The sequence below is a fragment of the Streptomyces sp. NPDC012510 genome, from assembly GCF_042955065.1.
Taxonomy (GTDB): Bacteria; Actinomycetota; Actinomycetes; order Streptomycetales; family Streptomycetaceae; genus Streptomyces.
The window spans coordinates 26,215-45,072 of record NZ_JBIBEN010000002.1 but is presented as its reverse complement, the minus strand read 5'-3'; the positions used below and the strand labels follow the sequence as shown (position 1 = coordinate 45,072).

Genomic DNA, 18,858 nt, shown 5'->3' with positions numbered 1-18,858 from the left:
CTGGGCGCGGCCGCCGAGGTTGCCTTCGGTGCCGACCTCGCGGGCGACGCGGGTGACCTCGTCGGCGAAGGCGGAGAGCTGGTCGACCATCGTGTTGATGGTGGACTTCAGCTCCAGGACCTCCCCCTTCGCCTCAACGGTGATCTTCTTGCCGAGGTCACCCTGGGCGACCGCCGTGGAGACGAGGGCGATGTTCCTGACCTGGGACGTCAGGTTGTCGGCCATGAAGTTGACGTTGTCGGTGAGGTCCTTCCAGACGCCGGAGACGCCCCGGACCTGGGCGCGGCCGCCGAGGTTGCCTTCGGTGCCGACCTCGCGGGCGACGCGGGTGACCTCGTCGGCGAAGGCGGAGAGCTGGTCGACCATCGTGTTGATGGTGGACTTCAGCTCCAGGATCTCGCCCTGCGCGTCGACCGTGATCTTCTGGCTGAGGTCGCCGTTGGCGACGGCGGTGGTGACCTGGGCGATGTTGCGGACCTGTGAGGTCAGGTTCGACGCCATGAAGTTGACGTTGTCGGTGAGGTCCTTCCAGACGCCGGAGACGCCCCGGACCTGGGCGCGGCCGCCGAGCCGGCCTTCGGTGCCGACCTCGCGGGCGACGCGGGTGACCTCGTCGGCGAAGGCGGAGAGCTGGTCGACCATCGTGTTCACGGTGAGCTTCAGTTCGAGCAACTCGCCGGTCGCCTCGACCGTCACCGTGCGGGTGAGGTCGCCGCGCGCCACCGAGGTGGTCACCAGGGCGATGTCCCGCACCTGCGCGGTCAGCCGGGCGGCCATGGTGTTGACCGCCTCGGTCACGTCCCGCCAACTTCCGGACAGGCCACGCACCTTGGCTCTGCCGCCGAGCCGCCCCTCCGTGCCGACCTCGCGGGCGACGCGGGTCACCTCGCCGGTGAACAGCGAGAGCTGGTCGACCATCTTGTTCACCGCGCGGCCCAACCGGCGCAGATCGCCGCGGAGTTGACGGTTGCCGTCGTGCAGGTCGACGCGTTGGGTGAGGTCGCCACCGGCCACCGCGTCCAGTACCCGGGTGGCGTTGGCGGCCGGAGCGACCAGGGCGTCCAGCGTCTGGTTCACTTCGTCGACCCGGGTCGCCCAGGCGCCCTGGCCGGGACTGGCCGAGATCCGTTCGTCCAGCCGCCCGTGCCGGACCAACTCCCGCCGCACGCGCCGCACTTCGCTGCCGAAGTGCGTACTGCGGTCGATGATCTGATTGAAGAGGGCGCACAGCTCCGCCACCGGCGCGGGGCCCGACTCCGGGACCTTCGTGAAGCTGCCGTCGCGCGCGGCGGTCATCGCCGCCGTCAGCGCACGGAGATCGGATGCCCGGATCAGTCCGTCCGTTCGGCTGCCTTTTTGACCGTCTTCGAGCAGCCGCGTAGCAGTGTTGTCACTCATGGTGGCCCACTTCGGTAACTCGGCGCTTATGGGCGGGGTCAGTCTGTCACTCTGTCCGTGCCGCCTGAGGCCCATTCGTCCGAACTTCTCAGGGAGCCGCTCAGTGGGGGCCATTCCGACACAACGGGAGATCGTGTCCCGTGCTCCTGACGCGCCGGCGCACGCGGGGGCCGGGGCCCTGGCGAGCGCGGGTGTCTGCGCGGGCGCCGACCGGCGCGCGGTGGCGCACGTATCGCTTCCCGGCGGGCCTCTCGCGCCGGGAGCCGCCCGGCGCTTCGTCCGAGCGGCGTTCGCCGAGTGGGCGGAACTGGAGCCGCCCGGCGCCGCCCTCTCCACCCGCCTCGTCGAGGACGCGCTCGTCGTGGTCAGCGAACTGGTCACCAACGCGGTCGTCCACGCCGGTACGGACGTCGACCTGCTGTGCCGGCTGGGCCACGACGATCCCACCGCCTCCGGCTGGCTGGTCGTCGAGGTCTCGGACCACCATCCCTCCCGGGCGGTACGGGACGAGGACGCCGAGCGGCCGTACCTCGTCGAACGGCCCTACGGCACAGCGGAGTACGGTCGCGGCCTGCGCCTTGTCGCCGCGCTCTCCGAAGCCTGGGGGATCACCTACCGGACGGGGATGAAGACCGTCTGGGCCCGGCTGTCGGTCGACGGGGCGATGGCGGTGGAGGACGCGCTCGAGGCGTACGGCGGCGATGAGGGGGGCGTGGGGGCGTACGCCGGTGCGGGGAGCGCCGGGGCATGCGCCGGAGGCGGGCAGGGCCCTGGGGCGGCGTTCGGGGCGTACGGGGGAGGAGCGGGCCGGGATGTGTGGGGCTCCGAGGGTGACGACGGTTGGGATGCGCGGGGCTCCGAGGGTGACGAGGGCTGGAATGCGCGGGCGTACGCCGGTGAGGCCGGCCTCGGACACGGAGAGGGCCATGTCGACCTGCTCGCCCCCGTGCCGCGCGACGGTGGGGAGCGCGACCGGCAGTGGCTGAACCGGGGCGCCCTCTCCTTCCTCGCCGAGGCGTCCGACCTGCTCGCCGGGCAACTGGACGAGGACCTGGTCGCCGCGCTCGCCGGACAACTGCTGGTGCCCAGGCTCGCCGACTGGTGCGCGGTGTGGCTGGAGGACGAGGGGATGGGCTGGCGCGGCGGCGACGGCTCACTCGGGCCCGCCCCGCGTCTCGCCCGCGTCTGGCACGGCAGCGAGAACCGCATCGAGGAACTCCGCCGAGCCCTGGAGAAGACCCCACCCAGACTGCCCGAGTCGGTGCGCTCGCGGCCGGTGCCTGTGCCGTGGCCGTGGGCTGGGGCGGAAACGGGGGCGAGCGCGGCAGGCGGAACGCCTGAGAAGGGGAACGACGAAAGGTCGGCACGGGCCCCGGAGGGCGGGTCGACGGGGCCAGATGACAGGGGACGCCTGCGGCTAGGCGAAGCCGAGGCTGCGGCACCGGGCGACCGTACGACTCCGGAGCAAAGCGGAAGTACCCCGGCGGAGCAATGCGGAAGCGCCCCTCCGGAGCGAGAGGGAAGCGGATTCCCGGAGTGGGGCCGAGGCGGAGCGCCGGAGCAAGACCAAGGTGGAGACCCGGGCCGGGAGGGAAGCGGATCCCGGCAGCACGGTCGAGGCGGGGCGCCTGGGCAGGGGGACGACGCGCCGTCGGACGGTGGTGACGGCGGGGCCGCTCTCGCCTATCGGCTGATCGCCGGCGGGCGCCCGCTCGGGACGCTGGTCATCGGTCGGGCCGGGCTGCCGCGCTTCCCGGACGAGGTGACCGGGCTGGTCGAGGACCTCAGCCGACGGATCGCGCTGTCCATCGGCGCGGCCCGGCAGTACGCCCGCCAGGTCACCATCAGCCGCGTCCTGCAACGCGGACTGCTACCCGGCGCGGTCGCCGAGATCCCCGGAGTGTCGAGCGCGCTCGTGTACGAGCCGTGCGACAAGGGCGGACCCAGCGGCGACTTCTACGACCTGTTCCCGGCGGGCCGAGGCCGCTGGTGCTTCGCGATCGGCGACGTGCAGGGCAAGGGGCCCGAGGCGGCGGTGGTCATCGGCCTCGCCCGCCCCTGGCTGAGGCTGCTCGCCCGCGAGGGCTACGGCGTGGCGGACGTACTCGACCGCCTCAACCAGCTCCTCCTCGACGACGCCACCGAGGCGGCGGACGCCGCCGCACGCGCCCTGGTCACGGCCGGCGACCCCGGCCTCGTCGACCCCGACGGCCCCCAGACCCGCTTCCTCTCCCTCCTCTACGGCGAACTCGTCCCCTTCGACGGCGGCGTCCGCTGCACCCTCGCCTCCGCCGGACACCCGCTGCCGCTGCTGCTGGGCCCCGACGGCGACGTACGGGCCGTGGCCGAGCCGCAGACGCTGCTCGGAGTGATCGAGGACACCGAGTACGTCTCCGAGACGTTCGAGCTGCACCCCGGCGACACCCTGCTGTGCGTGACCGACGGGGTCACCGAGCGGCGCAGCGGCCCCCGCATGTTCGACGACGGGGACGGTCTCACCGGCGCGCTCGCCGGCTGCGCCGGACTCGACGCCCAGCTGATCGCCGAACGCATCCGACGCCTCGTCCACGAGTTCGGAGAACGGCCCCCGGACGACGATCTGGCGCTGCTCGTGCTGCAGGCGGAGTAGGGCGAAACGAGTGCGGAACGAGGACCGGCGGGCGTGCTGGACAATGGAAGGCATGCCTTCCGCACTCCCCGACGGTGAGCCCGTCCCTGACGACGGGGCGCTCCCCGCGCACGCCCTGGCCGACGCGGCCGAGCGTCCCCTCGGGTTCTATCTGCACGTCCCGTACTGCGCGACCCGCTGCGGCTACTGCGACTTCAACACCTACACCGCGACCGAGCTGCGCGGCACCGGCGGCGTCCTGGCCTCCCGCGACAACTACGCGGACACCGTGATCGACGAGATCCGCCTGGCCCGCAAGATCCTCGGCGACGATCAGAGGACCGTCGAGACCGTCTTCGTGGGCGGCGGTACGCCCACGCTGCTGTCCGCCGACGACCTCGTACGGATGCTGGGGGCGATCCGCGACGAGTTCGGCCTCGCGGCCGACGCCGAGGTGACGACGGAGGCGAACCCGGAGTCGGTCGACCCCGCCTACCTGGAGACCCTCCGCGCCGGCGGCTTCAACCGTCTCTCCTTCGGAATGCAGAGCGCGAAGCAGCACGTCCTGCGCGTGCTCGACCGTACGCACACGCCGGGGCGCCCGGAGGCGTGCGTTGCGGAGGCCCGCGCGGCCGGCTTCGACCACGTCAACCTCGACCTGATCTACGGCACGCCGGGGGAGTCCGACGACGACTGGCGGGCCTCCCTGGATGCCGCGCTCGGCGCCGGGCCGGATCACATCTCGGCGTACGCGCTGATCGTCGAGGAGGGCACCCAGCTCGCGCGGCGCATCCGCCGGGGCGAGGTACCCATGACGGACGACGACGTCCATGCCGACCGCTACCTCATCGCCGAGGAGACGCTCTCGGCGGCCGGCTTCGACTGGTACGAGGTCTCCAACTGGGCCACCTCCGACGCGGGCCGCTGCCTCCACAACGAGCTGTACTGGCGCGGTGCCGACTGGTGGGGAGCGGGGCCGGGGGCGCACAGCCACGTGGGCGGGGTGCGCTGGTGGAACGTCAAGCACCCGGGGGCGTACGCGGGGGCGCTGGCGGCGGGGAAGTCACCGGGAGCCGGGCGTGAGCTGCTGGCGGACGAGGACCGCCGGGTCGAGCGCATTCTGCTGGAGCTGAGGCTGCGGGAGGGGTGCCCGTTGTCCCTGCTGCGCGAAGAGGGGCTTGCTGCGGCGGCTCGGGCGCTGGCCGACGGGCTGCTGGAGGCGGGGCCGTACGAGGAGGGGCGGGCCGTGCTCACGCTGCGGGGGCGGTTGCTGGCGGACGCGGTGGTGCGGGACTTGGTGGACTGATCCTCTCCGGAGGGTGAACCGCTACGAAACGGCGGTTCGATCCCTAACCTGGTTCGTAGGCTGCCGCCGAAAAGTACGCGGCGGATATGGAGGCCACGGAGATGACCGCTGTGGACGAACGCGACATGACCAGGTACTTCGAGGAGCTTGAGCCTCCCGAGGGCGTCAAGGTGGAGCTTCTCCGGGGGGTAATCGTGATGATGGCCAGTCCTGACATCGTGCACAACAGGATCGTCGTCGATGTACAGGACCAGATTCCGCGGTCGCGCTGGTCTCGTCTTCAGACTCAGGACGTCGACATCCTGACTGAACCCAGTGAGCCGGTGCCGGATCTGGTGGTCGTCGCGCGAGACCTCTTGCCCGATTCGGGTCGGCTGCTGCCGTCTGAGCTGGTCACCATGGTCGTGGAGGTCGTCTCCAAGTTCAGCGTTCACCAGGACTACGAAGTCAAGAGGTCGATCTACGCAGCAGGCAAGGTGCCCGCGTATCTCATCCTCGATCCGATCATGGCGCAGTGTGTACTGCTGACGAGGCCTGAGGGGGCGGGAGAGGACGCCAACTACTTGACGCAGCAGATCACCAAGTTCGGTGACCCGGTGACGTTGGAGATCCTGGGAGTTGAACTGGACACGAGCGACTTCGGCACCTTGCCCGGCGTCAGGCCTCACCGCTACCCGTGACGAAGTCGATCAGCTCCTCCACCCGCCCCAGCAACTCCGGCTCCAGGTCCTTGTAAGACCCCACCCGCCCCAGAATCGCCTGCCACACCGCCCCCGTGTTCTCCGCGGGCCACCCCAGCGCCCGGCACACCCCCGTCTTCCAGTCCTGCCCGCGCGGCACGCGCGGCCACGCCGCGATACCCACCGCCGACGGCTTCACGGCCTCCCAGATGTCGATGTACGGGTGGCCCACGACGAGCGCGTGCTCGCTGGTCACCGACGTGGCGATCCGGGACTCCTTGCTGCCGGGGACCAGGTGGTCGACCAGGACCCCGAGGCGCGCGTCGGGCCCGGGGGCGAAGTCCGCGACGATCGACGGGAGGTCGTCCACGCCCTCCAGGTACTCCACCACCACGCCCTCGATGCGCAGATCGTCACCCCACACCTTCTCGACGAGTTCGGCGTCATGGCGGCCCTCGACGTAGATGCGGCCGGCGCGGGCCACACGGGCGCGGGCGCCGGGGACGGCGACCGAGCCCGAGGCCGTGCGGGAGGGGCGGGCGGGGGCCGACGACGAGGGGCGAACCAGCGTCACCACCCGGCCCTCCAGGAGGAAGCCACGGGGTTCCAGCGGGAACACCCGGTGCTTGCCGAAGCGGTCCTCCAACGTCACCGTGCCCGCCTCACAGCGGATGACCGCGCCGCAGAAGCCGGTCGTGGGCTCCTCGACGACCAGGCCGGGGTCGGCCGGGACCTCGGGGGCCGGCTTGGGCCTCTTCCACGGAGGGGTCAGATCGGGTGAGTACTGGCGCATTCGGATGACGATAGGAGAAGCGGCGCCCGGAAGCTCCCGGGGTCAGCGCGACACGCCGAAGCGGCGGGCCAGCGCGTCGCGTTGGCCCCGTACGAAGGCCGCGTCCACCACCGCCCCGTGACCGGGGACGTAGAGCGCGTCCTCGCCGCCCAGGGCCAGGAGGCGGTCCAGCGCCGCCGGCCAGCGGGCGGGGACGGCGTCGGGACCGGCCTGGGGTTCACCGGACTCCTCGACCAGGTCCCCGCAGAAGACGACCTCCGGCGAACCGGCGGATCTCGCGGTGGCCGGGGTGCCCGGGACCAGGACCACCAGGTCGTGTGCGGTGTGTCCCGGTCCCACGTTCGCCAGCAGCACCTGGTGACCGCCGCCCAGATCGAGGGTCCACTCGCCGGAGACATGGTGGCCGGGCGGGACGAGGAGTTCGGCGGCCTCGGAAGCCGCCGCCGGATCGAGACCGTGGCGTACGGCGTCCGCGCGGAGAACGTCACGTTCCCGGGTCAGGGCTGCGCCCAGTCCGACCGCACCGAACACCTCCACCCCGGCGAACGCCGCCGCCCCGAAGACATGGTCGAAGTGGGCGTGGGTGAGCGCGAGATGTGTCACACGGCCGCCGCCGAGCAGTCGACGCGCCTCGGCACGCAACCGCGCGCCCTCCCGCAGGCTGGAACCCGAGTCGATCAGCAGGGCCGCGCCGTCCCCGACCACCAGCCCGACCGTGCAGTCCCAGCCCGGCAGGCGGCACCGGCCGACACCGGGTGCCAATCCCTCCCACCCGAGCTCTTCCCAAGTCACCGTCATGCGCCGACGCTAGCTGTAGCGCTCCCCGGACCGCGTGGTCGGGGGAGGGCCCCGTCCCGTGAAAGAGCACCGGCACCTCCCCGCAGAGGTGTCACCACCTTCCCGTCCCGGCCCGTCGGCGCACCTACCCGTCGGTAGGAAGCGGCCCGACATCGCCGGACAGGTCGGTACACGTCGGCATGACATGGCTGGACCGGCCTTGCCGGGGGCGTACCCCACCGCCGTACACTGGGCGGGGAGTGTTGGCACTCGCCCGGGGCGAGTGCCAAGGGGGAGTCACAGGAGAGCGAGCTGGAGGTGTGCGCGGTGCTCAGTGAACGCAGGCTCCAGGTGCTGCGCGCCATCGTCCAGGACTATGTGGGCACCGAGGAACCGGTCGGTTCCAAGGCGCTCACGGAGCGGCACAACCTCGGTGTCTCCCCGGCGACCGTCCGCAACGACATGGCGGCGCTGGAGGACGAGGGCTTCATCGCCCAGCCCCACACCAGTGCGGGCCGCATCCCCACCGACAAGGGGTACCGGCTCTTCGTCGACAAGCTGGCCGGCGTCAAGCCCATGACCCCGCCCGAGCGGCGCGCCATCCAGAACTTCCTGGACGGCGCGGTCGATCTGGACGACGTGGTGGCCCGGACCGTGCGGCTGCTCGCGCAGCTCACGCGGCAGGTCGCCGTCGTGCAGTATCCGTCGCTCACACGGTCGACGGTGCGGCACGTCGAGCTGTTGTCGCTGGCCCCCGCCCGGCTGATGCTCGTGCTGATCACGGACACGGGACGGGTGGAGCAGCGGCTGGTGGACTGCCCGGCGCCCTTCGGGGAAACGTCACTCGCGGATCTGCGCGCCCGGCTCAACAGCAAGGTCGCGGGCCGCCGGTTCACCGACGTGCCCCGGCTGGTCGAGGACCTGCCGGAGGCGTTCGACGTCGAGGACCGGGGGACGGTCGCGACGGTGCTCTCCACCCTCCTCGAAGCACTCGTCGAGGAGAGCGAGGAGCGGCTGATGATCGGCGGCACCGCCAATCTCACCCGCTTCGGACATGACTTCCCCCTCACCATCCGGCCCGTGCTGGAAGCCTTGGAGGAGCAGGTCGTCCTCCTCAAGTTGCTTGGCGAGGCAGGGGATTCGGGCATGACCGTACGCATCGGTCATGAGAACGCCTATGAGGGACTCAACTCCACGTCCGTCGTCTCCGTCGGTTACGGTTCGGGCGGCGAGGCAGTAGCGAAGCTGGGCGTGGTCGGACCTACGCGCATGGACTATCCGGGAACGATGGGAGCGGTACGAGCGGTGGCACGGTACGTCGGACAGATCCTGGCGGAGTCTTAAGTGGCCACGGACTACTACGCCGTGCTCGGCGTGCGCCGCGACGCTTCCCAGGACGAGATCAAGAAGGCGTTCCGGAGGCTCGCGCGCGAGCTCCACCCGGACGTCAACCCCGATCCGAAGACCCAGGAGCGGTTCAAGGAGATCAACGCCGCCTACGAGGTGCTCTCGGACCCGCAGAAGAAGCAGGTCTACGACCTCGGCGGCGACCCGCTCTCCCAGGCGGGCGGCGGCGCGGGCGGCTTCGGCGCGGGCGGCTTCGGGAACTTCTCGGACATCATGGACGCCTTCTTCGGTACGGCGTCCCAGCGGGGTCCCCGGTCGCGCACGCGCCGTGGCCAGGACGCGATGATCCGGCTGGAGATCGACCTCGAGGAGGCGGCCTTCGGCACGACGAAGGACATCCAGGTCGACACCGCCATCGTCTGCGCCACGTGCAGCGGCGAGGGCGCGGCCCCGGGAACCACCGCCCAGACCTGTGACATGTGTCGCGGTCGTGGTGAGGTCTCCCAGGTCACCCGGTCCTTCCTCGGCCAGGTCATGACCTCCCGGCCCTGCCCGCAGTGCCAGGGCTTCGGCACGATCGTCCCCAACCCGTGCCCCGAGTGCGCGGGCGACGGGCGGGTGCGGTCGCGACGGACGCTCACGGTCAAGATCCCGGCCGGTGTCGACAACGGCACGCGGATCCAGCTCGCCGGTGAGGGCGAGGTCGGGCCCGGTGGCGGCCCCGCCGGTGACCTGTACGTCGAGATCCACGAGCTGCCGCACCCGACCTTCCAGCGGCGCGGCGACGATCTGCACTGCACGGTGACGATCCCGATGACGGCGGCGGCGCTGGGCACCAAGGTGCCGCTGGAGACGCTGGACGGTCTCGAGGAGGTCGACATCCGGCCCGGGACCCAGTCGGGACAGTCGATCCCGCTGCACGGGCGGGGTGTCACGCATCTGCGCGGTGGCGGGCGTGGGGATCTGATCGTCCACGTCGAGGTGCAGACGCCGACGAAGCTCGACCCCGAGCAGGAGGGGCTGCTGCGGCAGCTCGCCGTGCTGCGGGGCGAGGAGCGGCCGATGGGGCAGTTCCAGCCGGGGCAGCAAGGGTTGTTCTCGCGGCTGAAGGACGCGTTCAACGGGCGCTGACGGCTTGTTCGTCGGGTGCGGGTGAGTGGGGCTTCTCGCGCAGTTCCCCGCGCCCCTGAAAAGCACGGGCTGCGCCCCGTGCTTTTCAGGCCCGCAGGCCTGGTCTTTTCGGGGCGCGGGGAACTGCGCGACCAGCCCCCACTCACCCGCACCCGACCAACAACCCTCCGTCCCCGATTCGGCGATGTCCGGAGGACAGTGGCACCATGCCGTCATGTCCTCCGCGCTGACCGATCTCGTCCCGCTTCCGATCGTGCAGGCCCCCATGGCCGGCGGCGTCTCCGTGCCGCGACTGGCCGCCGCCGTGTCCGAGGCGGGCGGGCTGGGCTTCCTCGCCGCCGGGTACAAGACGGCCGACGGGATGTACCAGGAGATCAAGGCGCTACGGGCGCTGACCGCGCGGCCGTTCGGCGTGAACCTCTTCATGCCGCAGCCCGAGTATGCCGAGCCCGCCGCCGTCGAGGTGTACGCGGAGCAGTTGGCCGGTGAGGCCACCTGGTACGAGGCCGACCTGGGCGACCCCGACAGCGGACGCGACGACGGCTACGAGGCCAAGCTCGCCGTGCTGCTCGACAACCCGGTACCGGTGGTGTCGTTCCACTTCGGCTGCCCGACCCCCGAGGTCGTCGAGTCCCTCGCCCGCAAGGGCACGCTCACCCTGGTCACCGCGACCTCGGTGGAGGAGGCGCAGGCCGTGGAGCGGTCGGGTGCCCACGCGGTGATCGTGCAGGGCGTCGAGGCGGGCGGCCATCAGGGCACCCACCGGGACGACCCCGAGCGGGACTGCGCCGGCATCGGTCTGCTCTCCCTGGTCGCCCAGGTCCGCGAGGCCGTGGCCCTGCCGATGGTCGCCGCCGGCGGCATCATGCGCGGCGGCCAGATCGCCGCGCTCCTCATGGCCGGTGTGAGCGCGGCCCAGCTCGGCACGGCCTTCCTGGCCACCCCCGAGTCCGGCGCGCACGCCGTGCACAAACAGGCGTTGACCAACCCCCTCTTCGTCCGCACCGAGCTGACCCGCGCCTTCTCCGGGCGCCCGGCCCGCGGCCTGGTCAACCGGTTCCTGCGCGAGCACGGCCCCTACGCGCCCGTCGCCTACCCCGACGTCCACCACCTCACCTCGCCGCTGCGCAAGGCCGCCGCCCAGGCCGGGGACGCGCAGGGCATGGCGCTGTGGGCCGGGCAGGGGCACCGGATGGCCCGGGACCTGCCCGCCGGGAAACTGGTCGAGGTGCTGACCACCGAGATCGCCGCCGCGCAGGCCGAACAGGCCTCCGCATGGGTGGGCGGCCGGGCGGCCGGTGACCGTACCGGGAGTGAGGGCTGATGACCGCGCCCGTGTTCGTCGTCGAGTCGCTGGAACTGCCGGACGGCTGCGGCGGCGAGTTCGTGCTCGACGGGCCCGAGGGGCGGCACGCCGTCTCCGTGAAGCGGCTGCGGGCCGGTGAGGACATCGTCCTCACGGACGGGCGCGGGCGGTGGGCCGAGGGGGTCGTCAAGGCCGCCGAGGGCAAGGACCGGCTTGTCGTCATGGACCTGGAGACCGTCCACAAGGAAGCTCCGGCACAGCCCCGCATCACCGTCGTCCAGGCGCTGCCCAAGGGGGACCGGGGTGAGCTGGCCGTCGAGACCATGACCGAGGTCGGTATCGACGCGATCGTGCCGTGGGCCGCGTCGCGGTGCATCACACAGTGGCGGGGCGAACGCGGGGCCAAGGCGCTCGCGAAGTGGCGGGCGACCGCGCGGGAGGCGGGGAAGCAGTCGCGGCGGGTGCGGTTCCCCGAGGTCGCCGAGCCAGCCACCGGTAAGCAGGTCGCGGGGGTGTTGGCGAAGGCGGACTTCGCGGCGGTGCTGCATGAGAGCGGGGACGAGACGTTGGCCACGGCCGAGTTGCCGGTGGCCGGGGAGATCGTGCTTGTCGTGGGGCCCGAAGGTGGGGTGTCGCCGGAGGAGTTGGCGCTCTTCGGGGAGGCGGGGGCGCGGGCGTATCGGCTGGGGCCGAGTGTGTTGCGTACGTCCACGGCGGGGACCGCTGCGGGGGCGTTGTTGCTGGGGCGGACGGGGCGGTGGTCCTGACGGGGTCCCGCTCCCGCCGCCCCTACCCGTTCCCATCAACGTTCCCCTCCCCGGGGGCTGTGCCCCTCCGACCCCCTTGGGCGCCTTGGCCCGGGGGGTTTCGTTGTATGGGCGGGTGCGGGTTCGTCGCGGTTGCTCGCGCGGTTCCCCGCGCTCCTGAGGAGCGCGGTGGATGGCCGCATGCGGTCTTCCGCGCGGCCGTGGGGGGTGGCAGGCTGCCGTGGCATGAAGGCGTCGGGGCGTATCAGGGCGTATCGGGCGGGTGGGCGTCGGCTCCTGGTGGGGGCCGGGCTCGGGGTGAGCGCGGTCGTGGGGCTCACGGCGTGTGAGATGGGCGACGGGCTCAACACCGGCGCGGTCGCGTACACGACGGATCAGACGGGGACCAAGGAGCTGGAGCGGCGAGGGGTAGACGTCCGGTGGCTGAACTGCACGGCGTCGTACGACAGTGACGGCCGCGGCGACAAGTCCTCGTCGCCCTCCTCGTCCGTCGACACCGTCGCGAACGTCGACTGCACGGGTGAGGACGAGAAAGGCCGGGACATCGACCTCACCGGGAAGGTGACCAAAGAGGTCGGCGGCAAGTGCGTACGCGGAGATCTGACCGCGAAGGTCGATGGCAAGGAGCGGTTCCACGTCGATGTGCTGGGAAACTGCGACGCCCCCGACCCGACTCCCAGCGCCGGCCTGCCGAACCCGGACCAGCCGGACCGGCCCGGCCCGACAGTGACGGTCACCGTCACGCAGACCGTCTGGTGCCAGACCGATCCGCAGTGCTGGCCGGAGGGCAAGTAGGCCGAGAGGGGCGAGCAGGGCGAGCAGGGCGAGTGCGGCCCGGGGCGAGGGACGTGATCCAAACCCCTCCCCATCGGACCGAACGCTGCTTACAGTGACCGGGTGACTCAGCTTGCGTATCTCCGGTACCCGCATCTGCACGGTGACCTGGTCGCCTTCACCGCCGAGGACGACGTGTGGGTCGCGCCGCTCGACGGCGGCCGTGCCTGGCGGGTCAGCGCGGACAACGTGCCCGTGAACCATCCACGTATCTCCCCGGACGGCACGACCGTCGCGTGGACCTCCACGCGGGACGGCGCGCCCGAGGTGCATGTCGCGCCCATCGACGGCGGACCGGCCAGGCGACTGACCTACTGGGGGAGTTGGCGGACCCAGGTGCGCGGCTGGACCCCTGACGGACAGGTCCTCGCGCTCAGCACGTACGGGGAGGCCAGCCTCCGGCGGAGCTGGGCGCGCGCCGTCCCGCTCGACGGCGGCCCGGCCGCCACCCTGCCCTACGGGCCGGTCGGCGATGTCGCCCATGGGCCGGCGACCGTCCTGCTGTCGGCGCCCATGGGGCGCGAGGCCGCCTGGTGGAAGCGGTACCGGGGAGGTACGGCGGGGAAGCTGTGGATCGACCGCGCGGACGAGGGCGACGAGGGCGCCGGGGAATTCGTGCGGCTGCACGCCGAGTTGGACGGGAACCTCGAATACCCGCTGTGGGTCGGGGGGAGGATCGCGTTCCTCTCCGACCACGAGGGCGTCGGGGCGCTGTACTCCTCCCTCGCCGACGGCTCGGACCTACGCCGCCACACCCCCGTCGACGGCTTCTACGCCCGGCACGCGGCCACCGACGGCACCCGGGTCGTGTACTCGTCCGTCGGTGAACTGTGGCTCCTGGACGACCTGGACGGGGCCGAGCCGCGCAGGCTCGACATCCGGCTGGGCGGACAGCGCGTCGACCTCCAGCCGTTCCCGGTGAACGCCTCCCGCTGGTTCGGCTCCGCCTCGCCCGACCACACGGCCCGGGGCAGCGCGGTCTCCGTACGCGGCTCCGTCCACTGGATCACCCACCGCTCCGGGCCCGCCCGGGCGCTCGCCGCCGAGCACGGCGTACGGGCCCGGCTGCCGCGCACCTTCCGGGTGGAGGGCGAGGAGTGGGTGGTGTGGGTGACGGACGCGGACGGCGACGACGCGCTGGAGTTCGCCCCGGCGACCGGCGTCGGACCGGGCGCCACCCCGCGCCGGCTCGCCGCCGGACAGCTGGGCCGTGTCCTCGGGCTCACCGTGGCACCCGACGGCAGCCGTGTCGCGGTCGCCGCGCACGACGGCCGGGTGCTGCTCGTCGAGCGGGAGACCGGCGAGGTACGGGAGGTCGACCGGAGCGAGGACGGTGAGGTCTCCGGGCTCGTCTTCTCGCCCGACTCGGCCTGGCTCGCCTGGTCGCACCCCGGACCGCGCCCGCTGCGCCAGCTCAAGCTCGCCAACACCGCCGACCTGTCCGTGACCGAGGCGACCCCCCTCCGCTTCCAGGACTTCTCGCCCGCGTTCACGCTCGACGGCAAACACCTCGCCTTCCTCTCCGCACGCGCCTTCGACCCGGTCTACGACGAACACGTCTTCGACCTTCACTTCGTCAGCGGTGCCCGTCCGCATCTGATCACCCTGGCCGCGACCACCCCGTCGCCCTTCGGCCCGCAGCGCCACGGGCGGCCCTTCGAGGCACCGGAGAAGGACGAGACCCCGGACAGCGAGGGAGCCCCCGCGACCCGTATCGACCTCGAAGGGCTCGCCGACCGGATCGTGCCCTTCCCGGTCGAGGCCGCCCGCTACTCCACGCTCCGCGCCGCCAAGGACGGCGTGCTGTGGCTGCGGCACCCGGTCACCGGCGTCCTCGGCCACTCCCGGGCCACGCCCGACGACCCGGAGCCGAAGACCTCCCTGGAGCGCTACGACCTCGCTCAGCAGCGCCCGGAGTACCTCGCCTCCGACGCCGACCACTTCGCCGTCAGCGGCGACGGCAAGCGGGTGCTGCTGTGGACCGACGGCAAGCTCAAGGTCGTACCGAGTGACCGGCGGGCCTCGAACGACGACGAGAGCGACAGCAACATCACCGTCGACCTCTCGCGTATCCGGCAGACCATCGACCCGGCCGCCGAGTGGCGGCAGATGTACGACGAGACCGGCCGCCTCATGCGGGACAACTTCTGGCGCCCGGACCTGGGCGGGGTGGACTGGGACGGCGTACTGGACCGCTACCGCCCGGTGGTGGAGCGGCTGGCCACCCACGACGACCTGGTGGACCTGCTGTGGGAAGTGCAGGGCGAGTTGGGCACGTCGCACGCGTACGTCACCCCGCGCGGGCGGGGCGGCTCCGGCGACCGGCGGCAGGGGCTGCTCGGGGCCGACATCTCCCGCCACGAGGACGGGGCCTGGCGGATCGACCGGGTGCTGCCGTCCGAGACCTCCGACCCGGACGCGCACGCGCCGCTCGCCGCGCCGGGTGTCGCGGTGCGGGCCGGGGACGCGATCGTGGCGGTCGGGGGGCAGCCGGTCGATCCGGTGGCCGGACCCGGCCCGCTGCTCGTCGGTACGGCGGGGAAGGCCGTCGAGCTGACCGTCCTCCCGGCGGGGGGCGGGGATCTCCGGCATCCCGTCGTCGTGCCCATCTCCGACGAGGAGCCGCTGCGGTACCACGCGTGGGTGGCGGACCGCCGGGCCTACGTCCACGAGAAGTCCGGTGGGCGCCTCGGGTATCTGCATGTGCCCGACATGGTCGGCTCGGGCTGGGCCCAGCTCCATCGTGACCTGCGGATCGAGGTCGCTCGGGAGGGGCTGGTCGTGGACGTCCGGGAGAACCGGGGCGGGCACACGTCGCAGCTCGTGGTGGAGAAGCTGGCGCGGCGGATCGTGGGGTGGGACCTGCCGCGGGGGATGCGGGCGGTCAGCTATCCGGACGATGCGCCGCGTGGGCCCGTCGTCGCCGTCGCCAACGAGTTCTCCGGGTCCGACGGGGACATCGTCAACGCGGCGATCAAGGCGCTGGGGATCGGGCCGGTGGTCGGGACGCGGACCTGGGGTGGGGTCGTGGGGATCGACAGCCGGTATCGGCTGGTGGACGGGACGTCGGTGACGCAGCCGAAGTACGCCTTCTGGCTGGAGGGGTACGGGTGGGGGGTCGAGAACCACGGGGTGGATCCCGACGTGGAGGTGGTGCAGGCGCCGCAGGATTACGCGGCCGGGCGTGATCCTCAGCTCGACGAGGCGATCCGGATCGCGTTGGCGGGGCTCGAGTCCAGCCCCGCGAAGGTGGCACCACCGCTGCCGGAGTCGTAGTTCTCCTCGCCCCCGCCGCCCTTACCCGTCCCATCTCAAGGGGCTGCGCCCCTTCGCCCCCCATGCGCGGGTCCGGTGGGGGCTTCTCGCGCAGTTCCCCGCGCCCCTCAAGGGCCTGCGGCCCTTTCAGGGCCGGGAAAGCACGGGGCGTAGCCCCTGCTTTCAGGGGCGCGGGGAACTGCGCGACCAGCCCCCACCCACCCGCGCATGGGGGTCGAAGGGGCGCAGCCCCCTTGATGGGACGGGTAAGGGCGGCGGGGGCGGAAAACGCTCGATAGCATGCCCACGTAGAGGATCACCGGTGGCTGGGAGGCACGAATGGCTGGGGAGCCGCAGGACGACTGTCTGTTCTGCAAGATCGTGGCGGGGCATGTGCCGGCCACGATCGTGCGGGAGACCGAGACCACGGTCGCGTTCCGGGACATCAACCCCCAGGCGCCGACCCACGTACTGGTGATCCCCAAGGCGCACTACCCGGACGCCGCGGCCCTCGGCACCGCCGCCCCGGAACTCGCCGCGGACGTCCTCCGCGAGACACAGGCCGTCGCGGACGAGGACAAGCTGGAGAGCTACCGCATCGTCTTCAACACCGGCACCGGCGCCGGCCAGACCGTGTTCCACGCGCACGCCCATGTCGTCGGCGGCCGCGGCCTGCAGTGGCCCCCCGGGTGACAAGCCGTGTCCGTACGTGAACTGGTGGTCCTCGGCACCGCCAGCCAGGTCCCGACCCGGCATCGCAACCACAACGGCTATCTGCTGCGCTGGGACGGCGAGGGCCTGCTCTTCGACCCCGGCGAGGGCACCCAGCGGCAGATGCTGCGCGCCGGGGTCGCCGCGCACGACCTGAACCGCATATGCGTCACCCATTTCCACGGCGATCATTCGCTGGGACTGGCCGGTGTCATCCAGCGGATCAACCTCGACCGGGTCCCGCACGACGTCACCGCCCACTATCCGCGCTCCGGTCAGCGGTTCTTCGACCGGCTGCGGTACGCCACCGCCTACCGGGAGACGGTCCCGCTGATCGAGGCGCCGGTCGACGGGGACGGTGGGGCGCTGGCCGTCACTCCCGCCTACACGCTCGACTCGCGCAAGCTCTCCCACCCCGTCGAGTCGTACGGGTACCGGCTCGTCGAACCGGACCGGCTCCGCATGCTGCCCGAGCGGCTCGCCGCGCACGGGATCAAGGGGCCGGACGTCGGCAGGATCCAGCGGGAGGGGGCGATCGGCGGTGTCTCGCTCGACGAGGTGAGCGAGACACGACGCGGACAGCGGTTCGCGTTCGTCATGGACACCCGGCTGTGTGACGGGGTCTACGCGCTCGCCGACGCGGCCGACATGCTCGTCATCGAGTCCACGTTCCTGAACGAGGACATCGAACTCGCCGTGGACCACGGACACCTGACGGCGGGTCAGGCGGCCTCCGTGGCCCGTGACTGCGGGGTGCGGCATCTCGTGCTCACCCACTTCAGCCAGCGCTACTCCGAGCCCGAGGAGTTCGAACGGCAGGCACGGGCCGCCGGGTTCGAGGGGGAGCTGACCGTGGCGCACGACCTGTTGAGGGTGGCGCTTCCGAAACGGCGGTAGAGCGGCCGTACGATGCTTTGATGTCCCTCCCCAAAGCTGAACTGCACCTGCACATCGAAGGAACTCTGGAGCCGGAGCTGGCCTTCGCGCTGGCCGCCCGGAACGGGGTCGCGCTGCCGTACGCGGACACGGACGGGCTGCGCGAGGCGTACGAGTTCGAAGACCTGCAGTCCTTTCTGGACCTGTACTACGAGCTGATGGCCGTCCTCCGCACCGAGCAGGACTTCGCGGACCTCGCCGACGCCTATCTCGCCCGCGCCGCCGCCCAGGGCGTACGGCACGCGGAGATCTTCTTCGACCCGCAGGCCCACAGCGCGCGGGGTGTGGGGATGGGGACGGTCGTCCAGGGGCTGTGGCGGGCGCTGGGGTGGAGCGAGGAGACGTATGGGATCTCGACCCAGCTGATCATGTGTTTCCTCCGGGACGAGTCCGCCGCGTCGGCGCTGGAGACCCTGGAGGCCGCGAAGCCGTATCTGGACCGGATCGTCGGGATCGGGCTGGACTCCGCCGAGATCGGGCACCCGCCGGTGAAGTTCCGCGAGGTGTACGAGGCGGCCGCCGCGCTGGGCCTGCGGCGTGTGGCGCACGCGGGGGAGGAGGGGCCGCCGGAGTACATCACCGAGGCCCTCGACGTCCTCGGTGTCGAGCGCGTCGACCACGGGCTCCGGTGCATGGAGGACCCGGCCCTCGTCGAGCGGTTGGTGCGCGAGCGGGTGCCTCTGACACTGTGCCCACTGTCGAACGTGCGGCTGCGGACCGTCGACACCCTCGCCGACCACCCCCTGCCCGCCATGCTCGACGCGGGCCTGCTGTGCACGGTCAACTCCGACGACCCCGCGTACTTCGGCGGGTACGCCGGGGACAACTTCGACGCCGTACGACGAACGCTGGGTCTCGGCGAGGAACGGCTGCGCGAGCTGGCCCGCAACTCCTTCACGGCCTCGTTCCTGGAGCACGACGAGGAGCGGCGGGCCAGGTATCTCGCCGAGGTTGACGCGTACGAGTTCGGGTGAGCCGAACGGGACCCCGGGACGGGCTCAGGCCGCCG

General features: G+C 71.9%; 15 protein-coding genes. 12 read left to right on the top strand and 3 right to left on the bottom strand.

Annotation, left to right across the window (positions count from 1 at the left end):
* Window positions 1-1,398: HAMP domain-containing protein (locus tag ACFY9I_RS03085; RefSeq protein ID WP_390995891.1), on the bottom strand; the 1,398-nt coding region annotated here is incomplete at its 3' end.
* A 133-nt stretch (window positions 1,399-1,531) separates the two neighbouring features.
* On the opposite strand from ACFY9I_RS03085, the gene ACFY9I_RS03080 reads away from it, so the two are divergent.
* The 3 genes from ACFY9I_RS03080 (at window position 1,532) to ACFY9I_RS03070 (ending at window position 5,992) form a co-directional block, all read left to right on the top strand.
* Window positions 1,532-4,027, top strand: a complete 2,496-nt coding sequence (locus ACFY9I_RS03080; RefSeq protein ID WP_390995888.1) for a SpoIIE family protein phosphatase — start codon at window positions 1,532-1,534, stop codon at window positions 4,025-4,027.
* Between the two features lie 52 nt (window positions 4,028-4,079).
* Window positions 4,080-5,312: a radical SAM family heme chaperone HemW gene (hemW, locus tag ACFY9I_RS03075; RefSeq protein WP_390995885.1), complete on the top strand. Its 1,233-nt coding sequence runs from the start codon at window positions 4,080-4,082 to the stop codon at window positions 5,310-5,312.
* Between the two features lie 101 nt (window positions 5,313-5,413).
* Window positions 5,414-5,992: a Uma2 family endonuclease gene (locus ACFY9I_RS03070; RefSeq protein WP_390995882.1), complete on the top strand. Its 579-nt coding sequence runs from the start codon at window positions 5,414-5,416 to the stop codon at window positions 5,990-5,992.
* Here the strand turns inward: ACFY9I_RS03070 and ACFY9I_RS03065 are convergent.
* Both ACFY9I_RS03065 and ACFY9I_RS03060 read right to left on the bottom strand, forming a co-directional pair.
* Entirely contained in the window at window positions 5,970-6,785 is an 816-nt protein-coding gene (locus tag ACFY9I_RS03065) for a DUF3097 family protein (protein ID WP_390995879.1), read from the bottom strand. The two genes, ACFY9I_RS03070 and ACFY9I_RS03065, sit on opposite strands and share 23 nt — an antisense overlap.
* Window positions 6,786-6,827: 42 nt before the next feature.
* Complete coding sequence (locus tag ACFY9I_RS03060) at window positions 6,828-7,583, bottom strand: MBL fold metallo-hydrolase (protein ID WP_390995876.1); 756 nt, start codon at window positions 7,581-7,583, stop codon at window positions 6,828-6,830.
* Window positions 7,584-7,889: 306 nt separating this feature from the next.
* Between ACFY9I_RS03060 and hrcA the strand changes: the two genes are divergently transcribed.
* The 9 genes from hrcA to ACFY9I_RS03015 all read left to right on the top strand — a co-directional run bounded on the left by hrcA (window position 7,890) and on the right by ACFY9I_RS03015 (window position 18,823).
* A complete protein-coding gene (gene hrcA, locus ACFY9I_RS03055; RefSeq protein WP_184894198.1) occupies window positions 7,890-8,906 on the top strand; it encodes a heat-inducible transcriptional repressor HrcA in 1,017 nt (338 codons plus the stop codon).
* Window positions 8,907-10,040 (top strand): molecular chaperone DnaJ, encoded by a 1,134-nt coding sequence (dnaJ, locus tag ACFY9I_RS03050; protein WP_390995871.1) that lies wholly within the window; start codon window positions 8,907-8,909, stop codon window positions 10,038-10,040. It abuts the gene before it with no gap.
* 214 nt (window positions 10,041-10,254) lie between these two features.
* Window positions 10,255-11,364, top strand: coding sequence for a nitronate monooxygenase (locus tag ACFY9I_RS03045; protein WP_390995868.1), 1,110 nt, complete (start codon window positions 10,255-10,257; stop codon window positions 11,362-11,364).
* A complete protein-coding gene (locus tag ACFY9I_RS03040; protein ID WP_390995865.1) occupies window positions 11,364-12,113 on the top strand; it encodes a 16S rRNA (uracil(1498)-N(3))-methyltransferase in 750 nt (249 codons plus the stop codon). Before ACFY9I_RS03045 ends, ACFY9I_RS03040 begins: the two co-directional genes overlap by 1 nt.
* Before the next feature lie 225 nt (window positions 12,114-12,338).
* The gene (locus ACFY9I_RS03035) at window positions 12,339-12,908 is read left to right on the top strand and encodes a hypothetical protein (RefSeq protein ID WP_390995862.1); all 570 of its coding nucleotides are present in this window, start codon (window positions 12,339-12,341) and stop codon (window positions 12,906-12,908) included.
* A gap of 102 nt (window positions 12,909-13,010) precedes the next feature.
* Window positions 13,011-16,223: a S41 family peptidase gene (locus ACFY9I_RS03030; protein WP_390995859.1), complete on the top strand. Its 3,213-nt coding sequence runs from the start codon at window positions 13,011-13,013 to the stop codon at window positions 16,221-16,223.
* A 318-nt stretch (window positions 16,224-16,541) separates the two neighbouring features.
* Window positions 16,542-16,895, top strand: a complete 354-nt coding sequence (locus tag ACFY9I_RS03025; protein ID WP_390995856.1) for an HIT domain-containing protein — start codon at window positions 16,542-16,544, stop codon at window positions 16,893-16,895.
* Window positions 16,896-16,901: 6 nt separating this feature from the next.
* The gene (locus tag ACFY9I_RS03020) at window positions 16,902-17,810 is read left to right on the top strand and encodes a ribonuclease Z (protein WP_390995853.1); all 909 of its coding nucleotides are present in this window, start codon (window positions 16,902-16,904) and stop codon (window positions 17,808-17,810) included.
* A gap of 20 nt (window positions 17,811-17,830) precedes the next feature.
* Entirely contained in the window at window positions 17,831-18,823 is a 993-nt protein-coding gene (locus ACFY9I_RS03015) for an adenosine deaminase (protein ID WP_390995850.1), read from the top strand.
* Window positions 18,824-18,858 lie beyond the last annotated feature (35 nt).

Excerpts from the sequence above, each read along its gene's own strand:
- ACFY9I_RS03015 (WP_390995850.1), top strand. The coding sequence starts at position 17,831 with ATGTCCCTCCCCAAAGCTGAACTGCACCTGCACATCGAAGGAACTCTG.
- ACFY9I_RS03045 (WP_390995868.1), top strand. The coding sequence starts at position 10,255 with ATGTCCTCCGCGCTGACCGATCTCGTCCCGCTTCCGATCGTGCAGGCC.
- ACFY9I_RS03035 (WP_390995862.1), top strand. The coding sequence starts at position 12,339 with ATGAAGGCGTCGGGGCGTATCAGGGCGTATCGGGCGGGTGGGCGTCGG.
- ACFY9I_RS03070 (WP_390995882.1), top strand. The coding sequence starts at position 5,414 with ATGACCGCTGTGGACGAACGCGACATGACCAGGTACTTCGAGGAGCTT.
- hemW (WP_390995885.1), top strand. The coding sequence starts at position 4,080 with ATGCCTTCCGCACTCCCCGACGGTGAGCCCGTCCCTGACGACGGGGCG.
- ACFY9I_RS03060 (WP_390995876.1), bottom strand. The coding sequence starts at position 7,583 with ATGACGGTGACTTGGGAAGAGCTCGGGTGGGAGGGATTGGCACCCGGT.
- ACFY9I_RS03065 (WP_390995879.1), bottom strand. The coding sequence starts at position 6,785 with ATGCGCCAGTACTCACCCGATCTGACCCCTCCGTGGAAGAGGCCCAAG.
- ACFY9I_RS03025 (WP_390995856.1), top strand. The coding sequence starts at position 16,542 with ATGGCTGGGGAGCCGCAGGACGACTGTCTGTTCTGCAAGATCGTGGCG.
- ACFY9I_RS03040 (WP_390995865.1), top strand. The coding sequence starts at position 11,364 with ATGACCGCGCCCGTGTTCGTCGTCGAGTCGCTGGAACTGCCGGACGGC.